Origin of the sequence: Bacillus sp. DE0042 (assembly GCF_007680225.1) — a bacterium.
Taxonomy (GTDB): domain Bacteria; phylum Bacillota; class Bacilli; order Bacillales; family Bacillaceae_G; genus Bacillus_A; species Bacillus_A wiedmannii.
Map to the genome: position 1 here is coordinate 379,684 of NZ_VEJP01000004.1, position 13,549 is coordinate 393,232.

At 33.2% G+C, this 13,549-nt stretch carries 9 protein-coding genes and 1 pseudogene; 7 read left to right on the top strand and 3 right to left on the bottom strand.

All coding sequences use genetic code 11. The annotated features are described in order from the left end of the window. The first annotated feature begins 338 nt into the window (after nt 1-338). The 3 genes and pseudogenes from FS802_RS18295 to FS802_RS18305 all read left to right on the top strand — a co-directional run. Nucleotides 339-977, top strand: a complete 639-nt coding sequence (locus FS802_RS18295; protein WP_098708105.1) for a hypothetical protein — start codon at nt 339-341, stop codon at nt 975-977. A 250-nt stretch (nt 978-1,227) separates the two neighbouring features. Continuing rightward, complete coding sequence (locus FS802_RS18300) at nt 1,228-1,419, top strand: peptidoglycan-binding domain-containing protein (RefSeq protein ID WP_098708104.1); 192 nt, start codon at nt 1,228-1,230, stop codon at nt 1,417-1,419. A 555-nt stretch (nt 1,420-1,974) separates the two neighbouring features. Then, nucleotides 1,975-2,496: pseudogene (locus tag FS802_RS18305) on the top strand (alpha/beta hydrolase); the annotation flags it as partial. A 462-nt stretch (nt 2,497-2,958) separates the two neighbouring features. Here FS802_RS18305 and FS802_RS18310 read toward each other — a convergent pair. After that, nucleotides 2,959-3,687, bottom strand: coding sequence for a hypothetical protein (locus FS802_RS18310; protein ID WP_144525327.1), 729 nt, complete (start codon nt 3,685-3,687; stop codon nt 2,959-2,961). A gap of 94 nt (nt 3,688-3,781) precedes the next feature. Continuing rightward, nucleotides 3,782-5,410: a S53 family peptidase gene (locus FS802_RS18315; protein ID WP_144525329.1), complete on the bottom strand. Its 1,629-nt coding sequence runs from the start codon at nt 5,408-5,410 to the stop codon at nt 3,782-3,784. A gap of 595 nt (nt 5,411-6,005) precedes the next feature. Here FS802_RS18315 and FS802_RS18320 point away from each other — a divergent pair. Together FS802_RS18320 and FS802_RS18325 are read left to right on the top strand one after the other, a co-directional pair. Next, nucleotides 6,006-6,926 carry a CPBP family intramembrane glutamic endopeptidase gene (locus tag FS802_RS18320; protein ID WP_098708101.1) on the top strand — a complete coding sequence of 307 codons (921 nt, stop codon included), beginning with the start codon at nt 6,006-6,008 and terminating at the stop codon, nt 6,924-6,926. Nucleotides 6,927-7,259: 333 nt separating this feature from the next. Next, nucleotides 7,260-7,739: a DUF4367 domain-containing protein gene (locus FS802_RS18325; RefSeq protein ID WP_144525331.1), complete on the top strand. Its 480-nt coding sequence runs from the start codon at nt 7,260-7,262 to the stop codon at nt 7,737-7,739. Between the two features lie 47 nt (nt 7,740-7,786). On the opposite strand, the gene FS802_RS31675 is transcribed toward FS802_RS18325, so the two are convergent. After that, nucleotides 7,787-8,017, bottom strand: coding sequence for a hypothetical protein (locus FS802_RS31675; protein ID WP_255291363.1), 231 nt, complete (start codon nt 8,015-8,017; stop codon nt 7,787-7,789). Nucleotides 8,018-8,747: 730 nt separating this feature from the next. Between FS802_RS31675 and FS802_RS18335 the strand changes: the two genes are divergently transcribed. Both FS802_RS18335 and FS802_RS18340 read left to right on the top strand, forming a co-directional pair. Then, nucleotides 8,748-9,626: an Rpn family recombination-promoting nuclease/putative transposase gene (locus FS802_RS18335; RefSeq protein ID WP_277550464.1), complete on the top strand. Its 879-nt coding sequence runs from the start codon at nt 8,748-8,750 to the stop codon at nt 9,624-9,626. 1,589 nt (nt 9,627-11,215) lie between these two features. Beyond that, the gene (locus FS802_RS18340) at nt 11,216-13,417 is read left to right on the top strand and encodes a M60 family metallopeptidase (protein WP_144525333.1); all 2,202 of its coding nucleotides are present in this window, start codon (nt 11,216-11,218) and stop codon (nt 13,415-13,417) included. Nucleotides 13,418-13,549: the final 132 nt, after the last annotated feature.

A 13,549-nucleotide genomic window follows, 5' to 3' on the forward strand; every position in this document is an offset into this window, starting at 1 on the left:
TTTCTATGGATGGGTTGGATATCAATGAGATGTGGTTTTTTGTTTATGGATTTTTGAACTTTTTATTTATAGCGTTTTAAATGTATACTTTTATGATGTTTTTTGAGGAAGTTAGAGGGTTTGGTGAAAAGTCGATGATTAAGGGGAAATGAATGTAAACTAATATTTAAAAGTTTACATTGATGTTGATAATTTTCAAAAGCAATAATGTCATTACTATTTATTAGTTAATTTTATGATTAAACATTGATATATTTTGAATTTAATGTGATCGATTTTTTACATAGTTATAACAAGTTTGAGAAATATTATAGTTAATAATTAAAAGAGGTGAATTAATGAATAAGCAAAAAGTATTTTGTATATTATTGTTTATATTTAATTATTTACAATTTCAAACTTATTCTTATGCTGAGGTTGATGTTTCAAAGTTAAGCAGAGTTGTTTTGAATGTTAAAGATACTCAAAATTCTATGTATAAGGTTTATTTTTTTACTTCTAAGGAAACTAAAAGTGATTTTTATCTTTGTAGTGGGGGTGAAGATAAAGTATATATAGGAGATTATAAATTTGGAATACAAAAATATGGTGCAAAAGAAATTAAAATAATGCCTTTAATATTAAAAGGGTATCCTTTAAACGAGACTAAAAAAACTGTTTTTTCTGTGAAATCAAAATCTAAAATATATCCTGATCTTATAGTAGTTTCAAATCAAATTGATTGTAATACAAAAACAGGTAAATTGTATTATATAAATAAAGGGGATTTGGTACCAGTTAATAATTCTCTGTCTTTTGTTTCTTCTCCAAGATTTAATAAAAGTAACAAATTAGAAACTATGAATTATTACAATACGGCAGATTTTCCTTGGGTTTTAAGTACTTATTCATTAGATTTAAAAAGTGGTTCATTAAAGTTTTTAGATAAAAAGTCTTTCTCTTTTGAAGAAGGGAAAAAAATAGATAATAATTGGTAATTTCCATGTTATATTTGGAAGAAATATTTATTTTTTTATTTAAAAAGGCGAGAAATGAATTTTTGTTTACTATTAATGGTGATATTTAATTTTTAATATTATAAGTGTTAATTAAATTTATTTAATGTGTAAAATCTTATAATATCTAAATGAAATATTTCATTAACAAGCAACAGAGTTAGGAATTTATACTTTTTCAGCAAGTGAACTTGATGGGAGTTGTTCTAAATATCCTCATTCTGTTTTTCGGATGGGGAGTCAGGGAACTGAAGTTAGGAATCTTCAAACCATCCTTACTAAATTTGGATTTTATTTTGGAATAATTGATGGTTTTTTTGGTCCTAAAACTAATCATTCAGTAAGAAAATTTCAAGAGAATCGTGGTTTGCTTGTAGATGGTATTGTTGGTCCAATAACCTGGTGTCAACTTAAAAAAATTTAAGTTCTTTTTATTAATAGAAGAATTTGCACACAAAAAAAAACCTCATGTTATAATTGAAAGCGACCAAGCAAATCAATTAGAGAAGAGGGTTTTTAGTGTATATATTTATTTTTAATAACTATAAGAATCATAGCATAAAATGTTTTTCTTCTCTAGTTGTAAATGTTAGAAAAGAGGAGAAATATTAGGGGTATGACGCACATTTTAACGTTTTTATACGCTAAGGGATTCTCAAAACTCCATACACGAGTTAAATTGAGAATTTGATTTAAAGATGAGTTTTGAGACACTATTTAAGCTCTTTTCAGCACCTTTTACATTGAAGTGCATTCGTCTCAAATACCTACTGGTGATATCGCTTAGAGTAGTAAAATCAACGTTTTCCCATGTCGATTTTGCTTAGCGTATATTTTCGTTAAAATGTTGGCGGTACGCCAAATAGGTTAATATTTGTTGTAAAAACTGTACAGCCTGAGAATTAAATCGTTGATTGAGTCCTTCTGGACTCATAGAAATACCTGTATTCGTTTCTAAGCGACTACATAATTGTGTCAATTGTTTTATTATTCGACGATGGTAATGCTTCAAAACAACATCGATATTGTCCATATTCATTACTCGTATGATGAGAAAACAATGAAAAAAACCAATGAAGAACTAACTAAGATAATGATGGATGATATTAATCCCGTGATGGTGAAAGTTTTAAAAAATGGTCAATACAATAATACAATTTTTTTAGGGAAATCACTCGGAACCATTCCAATTGCAAATGAGCTAATGAAGAGAGATGAATTTTTAAAGTCAAAAATGATTTTACTTACCCCGCTGTTGAGGTCCGATTCAGTATTTGACTCTATTTTTAATAGTCAACATCAAGGACTGTTAGTTATCGGGAATAAAGACCATCATTACAATTCAACTCAAATTAACCGATTAAGTAACTCGAATTTAAAAATTGATGTTGTCCAAAATGCAAACCACTCCTTAGATATTGAAGGATTTGAAGCAACAAATTCAATTTTAGTTTTATCCGAAATAATGAAAAAACTTCAAGAAACCATCAGTTCAAATTAACCATAAACTGGTGTTATCAATAATTCAACAATTAGTGTGCTAATTTATTTTAATTTTGTACTTCAAAACCGAGCCCGTTTGTTTACTTTTATTCAGCCTTTTTATATACACTATTGATGGAATAATAGTCCGCGATCTATATTGATTTTGTCACCGCCACGATTAACAAGCTTAATCTTAAAATAATCTTGACTACCTGTGAGCTGACCTTGAGAGTTCAGCTCACAGGTGGTGTTTATTTTTCTTAAGTTGATGGGCATGCGGTTGAGCCCCGGATGGGCAAAGATACCCAAATACCACGGTCTATTTCCCTATATTTCCCCAATATACTTTTAATTACATTGCATATTTATAATAAATTTTAATCAAAGGGTACCGCCCATTGTCATCAAGCTAAAGCGAAATTGTATCTATAAAACGAAAAAAACGTCATGAGTTAATGGATGTGTATGGTACCCCTGATTAGGCGTCTCCTCGTAAACTCGCCACAGCTTCCGTATTCGTAACATTGTCCACAACCTTGACATTTATATAAGCAATTGTACCACTACCCGTCAGATTAAAAGTCGCTCCTGAGAAAGATCCGTTAGTTTCCGTTGAACTAACAAGAGGATTATCTGCACCGTTCGTATGGAAACTATAGGAATCTCTGTAGGAATAGAAAATCTTCACCTGACTGTTAGGCGTAAAACCGCTACCAGAAACGAATATTTCCGTGAAGCGATCTTCCAGATTAATGCTAGGATGTATAGGATGTGGAAGGACGAAACGATACGCCTCCGGATGATGTTGATGACCACCACCTGCTGGGCACTTTCCTTTGTCTGGATATCCGTTGAAAAACATTCCATTGCACTTGACACAGAACTCCCAATCTTTTTGAGCGTTCGGAGTTTCAGCGATATTGTGCGGAAGGATAAAACGGTACGCCTCCGGATGATGTTGATGACCACCACCTGTTGGGCACTTTCCTTTGTCTGGATATCCGTTGAAGAACATTCCATTGCACTTGACACAGAACTCCCAATCTTTTTGAGCGTTCGGAGTTTCAGCGATATTGTGCGGAAGGACAAAATTGTATCCAATGGCTTCATGAGCACCATCCGCCGGGCACTTTCCTTTATCTGGATATCCGTCAAAAAATAATGCGTGGCACTTTCCACAGTATCTCCAGTTATTTTGTTCTAGCATTGTTATCCTCCTTTGTTAATGACTGTTTTAATCATCCCTTTTTTGTAATACAGTTACACTTTCACCTTATATAAATTGGCAATGCCGTATTGCTTTAGCTATGAAAATTCTCAAGTGCATTCATTAGTTTGGTTCCATCAGGACTACCTAAACCTGTACAAGCATCCCATCCTGAAGAAGCTTTATAAGCACCGTTGCCATTAGTTATATTATTGTTTCCAATTGTAATATCGTGGAATATCCCATTCTGAGCAGATAACTTATATAAAACTGGATTGATAAATCCTACGGAATGACCTAATTTCTGATTGATATTTGCAATTAAACCAGCCCAAAGAGGTGCTACAGCGCTGGTACCTCCCGTAACAGTTTGTTGCCCATTCACTTCAATCTGATACCCTGTTTCTGGATCAGCATTACCTGCCACGTCTGGAATAGCACGTTTAACTTGTCCTCCTAGATTAGCTGAAGCCGGAACATGTGCATTTATCTGCCAGCTTGGAAGAGGAAACACATTACTCACTCCTCCACCAGTAGCAATTGGGCTTCTTGGACTATTATTCCAAACAATCTCATTGGTTATTGTGTGATCAGTACCTTCTAAACGTGTGCCACCACATGCTAAAACAAAAGGACTAGAAGCTGGAAAGTCAGCATGAAGTAATTGATCTGGTACAGGATTTCTTGGATTATTGTGTTCGTAATCCGATGATCCATTATCACCCGATGCACAACATATGGTTATACCTAATGATGCTGCATCTTGAAAGACTCGATTTAAAGCCTCTCTAGCTTGCTCGGACCATAAGGATTCAGGAGCGCCCCAACTTATAGAAATTACAGAAGGTTTGTTACGTGGATCATGAATTGCATTTGTAATAGCATCAAGAAATCCTTTATCCGTATTTGGTGCAAAATACATAGCAATTCGTACACCAGGAGCGACAGCAGCTGCTACCTCAATGTCTAACTGTACTTCACTATCTGCCCTAACCCCTGTTTGATTATGCGCTCCATCCACAAGTACATCAACTAGTTCTGGTTGAGAAACTCCTAGCCGATTAAAGTATTGCACCATATCACTGGTTTTGTACCCGCCACCAAATTCAACGATTGCAATGCATTGATCTTTACAATTTAAGGATGGAAAATTATAAAGTTTCGCTACTTCCGGTGGTGTAAATGTTTTTCTTGCAGCTGCACTTACAACTTTCGCTTCTTCCAACACACAAATATGTGGAGATACCTGGGGTCTGTTGTCTAACCCTAAAACCGCTTCAACAATATCAGCAAGTTCTTCTGGAACATGTACATGGCCTGTACGTCCACGATATGTAAAATCAGGATGCTCATAGTGAGCAAGTTCAACACCAAATGCTGTACTGAATTTATCTACTGTTCCTGCTAATACAACTGTTCCTGCTGCAATATTAATGTCTTTTACCTCAAGTCCTTGTTCCTTCACAAAGTCTTCTACTTTTTTCAAATCATTAGGATTAGCACCATGATTGGATGCAAATTCTTCACGGCTAAGGTGACCACGTTCTGAAAGTGGGCTATTAGTCGCTTTTTCAATCATTGAAGTCAACTTTGCAGTAGTTGAAGGACGTCGAACAACAATAGTTACTAACATCTTTTCATTTGGATCAGCTGGAGCCACTTTTTTTGCGCTAGAAAGGACATCACGTTCACTACCTGGAACTTTAACTAGATTCTTGTTCATTCTTTTCACACCTTACTTTCATTATTTTTAATATTGTTAATTTGCTATATTATATTACTACTAAAAAATTAAAAGCAAACATAGCAACCTTATTATGTGATAATGAAATATTTTTATACTTTTTTAATATGGGCTCTCGCCACATCGCCATCAACCTAAGAAAATCAAATACCCTAAATTGTAAAAAAACGTCATCCTTTCTAATAATCTTATTGAGAAAGAATAACGTTTTTTGTACTTGGAGGTAATAAAATGTATTAAGTTGATGGATATGGGGTCACCATACATGCCCATCAAGCTAAGATTTTAAAGTACCCCCTAAATGGAAATTTTGTGTTTTTATAGCACCGAAGTTTATTTTTATCGTTTTGGGGAACAACAGATTTTTTAACTTGATAGCAATGTGGTGCTACCCCCAGATGCACTGAAGGTAGACAAAGAAATGAAGGAAACTGTTATAGAAATTTCTACATTTCTTTGGTAACGTATCGCTTCTTCCTTACAAAAACCTTAACTTTATCACATCAAAAAGGTTCTTTATGAAAACTTATAGAATTAGAACACATCGCAGCATTTTATAATTGAAGGGGTGATTATGTTGGAGTATTTAACAAAATCAAAAAACTCATCAACAGGTCTGAGAGGGTATTTGGAATCCTATCCGTTAACTTCATTTTTTGTAATGGCATATTTATGCTCGTGGGTTGTATTAATTCCATTTATCTTATCCCAATGGGGTATTTTACCTAAAACAAAAGCGTTTGATATTTTCTTTGTTGCCAATGCATTTGTAGGCCCTATGTTAGCAGCATATATCATGATTCGAACTCTTGAAGGCAAAGAGTCATGGAAAAAAGTTAGAAAAAGCATCATATTTACTAAAGTCGGTTTGAAGTGGTACTTGTTTACTCTCATTGTTATACCTGCTGCCATGTTTCTGGGTATGGTGATATTAAATAGGGGGATACCTACTTTCCATGACCTTACTTCTAGATTTTTTATAACCTATCTCATCTCTTTTGTAGTTACTTTCTTTCTCGGTGGACCTTTACCTGAGGAAATCGGATGGCGCGGTTTCGCTCTCCCTCGGTTACAATCGAAGTTTGGACCGTTAAAAGCAACATTACTACTTGCTGTCCTGTGGGCTTTTTGGCATCTTCCGCATTTCTTAACTGCTGCGCAAAGGGGCGGACCAGGTTCTGACCTTTCTATCCTATATATTCATTTACCAATTTTCATTTTGATGTGTTTGCCGATTTCAATCATTCTCACTTGGGTCTATAACTGCAATCGTGGTAACTTATTTATTGTCATGCTAGTTCATGCGAGTGTAAATACGTTTAGCTTGGTACAAACTAATTCCACCAACCCTGTTTTAAAGAATTCAGATTTATTTGTAGAGATAGGATTGGGCATTGTTGCTTTGCTTATTCTTATTTTCACACGAGGCAGCCTTGGATATAGACAAATTACTAATGAAATAGGATTCAGTAACAATGAAAATATAAGTAAATAGAAACGAAAACCATAAAATAGCTTGATGGGCATGGGGTCACCATATCATTTCGAGAAAATTGTACGTTTAGACACATTTTAGACAAAAAATAGCCGAATCTCTGTACGTTAAGGAGTCGGCTATTTTTTTATGTCATCCTTGCTAGTGAAAATAATTTACTTATAGCAATACATCTTTTCCTATTATTTAGTAGACTCTTTCATAAATAGGGCTGTCCATATAACTTGTGTTATTTTTAAATGATGGTACAGTTCATTTAAGATTTTTTTAATTTGAACTAGAGCACTCTAAGTAAATAGATATTATATTTTATGAATTTGAAGGAGTGTAACCATGAGGTCTTTTGGTAAAGTAGTGATATTGTTAACTTTATTTGTAACAGTTTTATATACAGAACCGACTTTTGCGAAAACAGAATCGAATGTAAAAATTTCGCTTGCAAAAATGAAAAGAAAAGCGGAATTCGAGGTGATAGTTCCTCGGGACCTATCACAAAATTGGTCATTAGTAATGAAAACTTATCCATCTAAAAAGAGCAACGGAATAGATAAAGTTAGATTAACTTATATTGTTACAGCTCTAAAAAATTATATGATGCTAGGTATTGAACAAAGAAAAGCACATGAATCAGATATAACAAGTAGAGGGACAAAAGTTCAAATAAACAAATATAAAGGACGTTTTGAAGCATGGGAAGGCGGGTCTCCTAAAGGAGGAATTCTGAGATGGATACAAAACGGTACATATGTAGAAATGAATAGCTCGAATTTAACTAAAAAAGAATTGATACAACTAGCAAAATCTATGCGATAACACATATTAAAAAGCCCATTTAGAAATTGGGCTTTTTTCTGAACTTATTATTTTTTAATACTACCACTAACTTTAGAATTAGGATTATAATGAATAGTTCTATAAATACCATGATGGATATCAGGTAAGAGATCTTGGTACATCTGAAGATCTATTTCCTCTTTTTTTAGTGCAATATCCATTTGCTTTTCTTGTTCTATTGCGAAATAATGAATCAATTTTGCTTCATCTATGCCTTTTTTAGATGCAAACTCAGCTAAAGTTACTCCTTGCTTCATTGAATTTTTATATTCAATTGAACTCGAATTTTAAAATTTTAATAATGCTTGTTGATCTACCTTATATGTGAATACCTGTCCTTTTTTAGCGTAACTTACAGGACTTTTAGCATTCCAAAATGTTATGAAGCAACAAAAACATAATATCCAACATATCTTTTTCATAAAAGTACCTCAGCTTTATTTTAATTAGATAGTATAGTCTGTTCTATTTTATAAAAATTATTCTAGATGGGATCACCATCATTTTGAAAAGATACTAAGCTAAGGGGAAACCCTATCAACTATAACTTTTTGTGAATCTAACCTTAAATATGCAATTTATTATTTAAGAATTACGTAAGTTATCTCCTAAAGTTACAGTATGGATGTTCCCAAAAGTTTATCTGAACCAGATTAAAAAGGATGACATTTTCCAACTTACTTTACCTTTTGTACAGAAAATTATATGTTTATGGACAGAGGATAAAACTCAATAATATCAACGTTTTTTAGCTATAATCTTGTTCATAAAGTGTGTAAATAAATCAATGTTCAATTAAACTTAGGTTTTTATCTTTCTGAACATGCACTCACCTTTTAAAAATACTGTAATGATAAGGTTTTGTAGCCCTTAGCGTACAATTTTCCCAAAATGATATGGTGACCCCTAAGAGCTTGTTTGCATGCGTATCACTCTTTTATGTACAATGAAAGAAAAACATCTTATGAGATGGGGAGAGGAAAACCCATGTCCAACCAACAATTAGTGAATTTACGCATTGATTTTGCTTTTAAACAATTATTTGGCACAAGTGGAAATGAAGATATTCTAATCGCTTTTTTAAATGCTATGTTGCAAAATTCTCTAGAATCGCCTATTGTTTCCTTACAATTAGAAGACCCACACTTGCACCGAGAACATGAAGAGGATAAATTATCGATTCTAGATATTACCGCTACATTAGATACAGGAACAAAAGTAAATGTAGAAATTCAACTAAATAATAATCATGATATGATTAAGAGAAGTTTATATTATTGGGGAAGGCTATACACATCCCAGCTACAAAAAGGAATGCCCTATAGTTCTCTCCATAAAACCATTACGATTAATTTGTTAAATTTCGTTATGTTTCCTGAATATGAGGAATTTCATACAACAGGAATCCTATGGAATCAACAGCAACAGAAGATATTGAGTAGTGATATTGAAGTTCACATCGTAGAGATTCCAAAACTCATGCAACAGTGGCGGAATGAACAAGTAAATCCCTGGGAAGATTCATTTGTTCGTTGGTTGTTATTACTTCCAGCGAATGAGGATGAACACTTAACCCAAACATTGGAGGATATTGCGATGAACCAAGACCCAATTTTACAAAAAGCGATGAATAAATGGGAACGTATGAGTCAAGATTCTTCTTTCCGACAAGCATATGAAGCAAGGGAAAAAGCGTTGATGGATGAAGCCGCAAAGTTTGCCCATGCTCGTAATGAAGGAATTCAAGAAGGGAAAATACAAATGATTAAAGGTATGCATGAACTTGGCGTACCAATTGAAACAATTGCGAAAGCAAGTAAATTAAGTATAGAAAAAGTTGAGCTTATTTTGAAAGGAAATTCATAATAAACAACTAAGATAGTAAAAGAGCCACAATCCCCAATGGCTGGGATTGTGGCTCTTTCTTTTACGATGCAAGAAGAAGACACAAGAGATAAGATCAGTGACAAGATATTATACATAGAAGAGACTTGTCACTGTTACGTTCTCTGTAAGAGTATAGCATAAAATAATTTTGATAAGGGATATAAAAGCGCAAACTTGTTGCATGATTTATAGTGAATAAATTACAAAAAACCAATTCTTGTAAGGGGAATTGGTTTTTTGTAATACATATAGCCTAAAGGAGACTTGACTCTTTTTCTTAGTATAACTAAAAATGAAAGAAAATTCAAAAAGAAATATCATTTAACTGTTAGTGCCGATTAAAAAGATATAATATATATGTTAGCAATATGTGGAACATATGTAGATAGCTGTACCCATTTCAAGAAAATAAATTGCAGAGATACATCTATATTAATCAAATAATCTTTTTATAAATTCTCTATACCGCATACCAAAAGGTACACCTTTTGAATCATTTGTGAGTTTTTTTAAACAATTTCTTTCAAGTTGATTTAATTCTTATCATTCATATATATGTACATATATATATATGGTAGTATAGGTAAATAGAGAAGAATGAATAATTTTTTAATATATTTAAATTATATATATCTGAAGTAATCCCTTTATAAAAAGTACCCATTTTCATGTCTTTTTACACAAGATTAAATGAATATAATTCTGTAAATCTATAAAAATTTTGTTTAGACTTTCTTGTCCTTGTTGAAGAAAGACGTGAAAGTAGGAACTAATTTTCTAGCGTGAAATGTTGAATTACCAACAAATGTAGTTCATTTAGTACCCACTTTTTTGTCCGCATATCGTGACAAGAAAGTGGGTACTTCTCAATATGAAGACACCAAAGTGGAGATTTCCTGAATGGAAATGAACTATCCTGCGGTACAGCCGAGATATGTGTAAAAATAGGTTACAGACTTACTTTTATTTCTTGTATAATTTAAAATTGGATTTTTGTTTTTTGATAAAACCCCTTCATTGGTCTAAGAAGTACGGCGACGTTTCGTATATTGACCCGCCATATCTATAAAAAATAGAATTTCGTAATCTTTTTTACTTTTATGAATTTAAAATACTCTATTTAAAATATTTTTTAACACCATATATATCTATTAAATTTATCCCCATATAACACTGTATTTTTCAGTAAATGTTAAAAATTTTACGCGTGTGTAAATTTTTAATATTTACATTTTTCTCAATTATATAACTTCATTTTCGAATTATACTTAATACGTAATCCTAAAATTAGGAAAGGTGCTTTAAGATAGGACATTTATCTTACATTCTTACTAAGAGGAGTGATTTATCTATGAATTAAGAATTAAATGAAGGTCATATGCATCTAGAAAAATTAAGAAAAGACTTGGAAGTTTTAGACTCCTATGCTTTTTATCTTATTCATCAAAAAATATAAACAATATTGTTCAAAATAAATATTCATTTAATAAATCCACTTGTGGAATTATTGAGAAAATTAGTACTTCGTATGTACGTTAGAACAGATCTGAATGAAAGGAATGATTTATATGAACAGAAGAAAGAATGGTAAATTACAAAAAACATTAAAGGTGTTTGCGACATCCGCTATTTTAGCAACCACGTTATTTACACCTATTATGGCAAACAATTTAGATGTACATGCTGAAACTGTACAGACTGCAACTCAATTTGAACAGAGGGAGTTCGACCTTCCAGCAACAGGAAGTTATTGGAATGAAGCGAATAGAGAAAGAAGAGGTAACCAAAAAAATTATATGCCAACAGGAATTTATGTAAAACCAAATGAACAGGTTACAATTACAGTATCAGGAACACAAAAGATTAGAGCGATTATTGGGACACATCAATATGATAAAGAATGGGGAAAAGAAATTGATCTTTCTCCTGGTTCTAATACCATCTCTTCTCCAAACGGCGGCTTACTAGGATTTGATAACTATCAAGATACAGGAACAGTTAAGGTGAAAGTAACACAAGGTGGTAGTCCTGTTCCATTCTTTGAATTAGGGAAGCACACAAAAGAAGACTGGATTATCATGATGAACAAATATCCAGATGCACATGCTGTTCAACTAAGGTCAAAGAAAGCAGTACTTACCGTAACTCGTGATAGTGCCAATAAATATATTGTAAATCAAGATCCTATTCCTCTATTAGAAAAATACGATAAAATGATTGAAGCAGAAGATAAGATATCAGGGTTATCTGAAACAGACCTTAATCCTTTACATCAGCCAACTCGTCGTATTTGGGCCTTTGTAGAAAACCCTAATGCACAAAGTTGGGGCATGTATGCAGGTTTGGATGGAGCCGTTTTTACGACTGCTGGTGAAGCAATCAAAAGCACTTTAAATGTAAATGATTTTGGATGGGGACAAATGCATGAAGCGGGACATGCAAGACAACAGCATCCATGGACGTGGGGTAATGGAAGTGGGATGGGTGAAGTAACTGTTAATCTATATTCTTTAGCTGCAGACAAGAAGGTATATCCAAACAAACCAACACGTTTAGAAACAGAAGGAGATTATAATAGAGCCTTTTCGTATTTAAAACAAACGAATAAAGAATATAATAATATTGACGACGCATTTGTAAAACTTGTTATGCTTTGGCAGCTTCATTTGGCATATGGCGATGATTTTTATCCAAACCTTCACAAATTATATCGAGAGCTACCAGAGGAGCAACTTCCAAAAACAGACGAAGATAAAATACAGGCATTTATTTACAATACATCGAAAATAGCAAAACAAAATTTACTTCCGTTTTTTGATCAGTGGGGATTGAAGGCAACCCAAGAAACAAGACAAAAAGTAGAAGCTTTAAATAACCCAACATTAATTGCACCTATATGGGAAGCGACGGATGCTAAACCTGTAAAACCACTTGCTGTATTGTCCAAAAAAATAATGAAGGCAAGTGCAAATAGTGAGGAATCAACGGGTTCAGCTAGTAAGGCGATAGATGGAAAAACAGATACATTTTGGCATAGTAGTTGGACACCAAATCAATATCCGTATAATTTAACACTAGAACTAGGTGATACACGTACCATTTCACAATTGGCATATCTTCCAAGGCAAGATGGGTCAGAAAATGGCCGTATTTTAACTTACAATATTTATACAAGTATAGATGGCGTTAAGTATGACAAAATATCTTCGGGAACATGGGAAAATAATAGTGATAAGAAAACGGCAACATTTAATCCTGTTACTGCAAAATATGTAAAAGTAGAAGTAATGAATGGACAGAATGGATTTGTCTCAGCAGCTGAAGTAGATATTCTAACTGATTCTCCATCTGTTAAACCATACGTATTGCCTAAAAATACGATGAAAGCAAGTGCAAATAGTGAGGAATCAAGTGGGGCAGCTAGTAAAGCAATTGATGGGAAAACAGATACATTTTGGCATAGCAGTTGGACACCAAATCAATATCCATACAATTTAACATTGGAATTTGATAAAAATCAAACAATTTCAAAAGTGGACTATCTCCCAAGACAAGACGGGTCAGAGAACGGCCGCATTTTAGTCTATAATATTTATACGAGTATAGATGGAATTAAATATGACAAAGTATCATCAGGAACATGGGGAAATAATAGTGATAAGAAAACGGCAACATTTACCCCAGTTACTGCAAAGTATGTAAAAATGGAAGTAACGAATGGACAGAATGGATTTGCTTCAGCAGCTGAAGTAGACATTTGGGGATATTAATCGTTTACATAAATGGCTGGGGGGATCTTCAAATAATTGAGAAGTATAGCACTTCGTTATCAAGCTAAAAAAGTGAATTCATAAAACAAAAAAACGCTATTCTTTTTGTAGAAATATACAGAAAGGATGGCG

What these genes read in the sequence shown, in the direction of transcription:
- FS802_RS18335 (WP_277550464.1), top strand. Translation starts at nt 8,748, where the DNA reads ATGTCCAACCAACAATTAGTGAATTTACGCATTGATTTTGCTTTTAAA.
- FS802_RS18325 (WP_144525331.1), top strand. Translation starts at nt 7,260, where the DNA reads ATGAGGTCTTTTGGTAAAGTAGTGATATTGTTAACTTTATTTGTAACA.
- FS802_RS18310 (WP_144525327.1), bottom strand. Translation starts at nt 3,687, where the DNA reads ATGCTAGAACAAAATAACTGGAGATACTGTGGAAAGTGCCACGCATTA.
- FS802_RS18340 (WP_144525333.1), top strand. Translation starts at nt 11,216, where the DNA reads ATGAACAGAAGAAAGAATGGTAAATTACAAAAAACATTAAAGGTGTTT.
- FS802_RS18320 (WP_098708101.1), top strand. Translation starts at nt 6,006, where the DNA reads ATGTTGGAGTATTTAACAAAATCAAAAAACTCATCAACAGGTCTGAGA.
- FS802_RS31675 (WP_255291363.1), bottom strand. Translation starts at nt 8,017, where the DNA reads ATGAAGCAAGGAGTAACTTTAGCTGAGTTTGCATCTAAAAAAGGCATA.
- FS802_RS18315 (WP_144525329.1), bottom strand. Translation starts at nt 5,410, where the DNA reads ATGAACAAGAATCTAGTTAAAGTTCCAGGTAGTGAACGTGATGTCCTT.
- FS802_RS18295 (WP_098708105.1), top strand. Translation starts at nt 339, where the DNA reads ATGAATAAGCAAAAAGTATTTTGTATATTATTGTTTATATTTAATTAT.
- FS802_RS18300 (WP_098708104.1), top strand. Translation starts at nt 1,228, where the DNA reads ATGGGGAGTCAGGGAACTGAAGTTAGGAATCTTCAAACCATCCTTACT.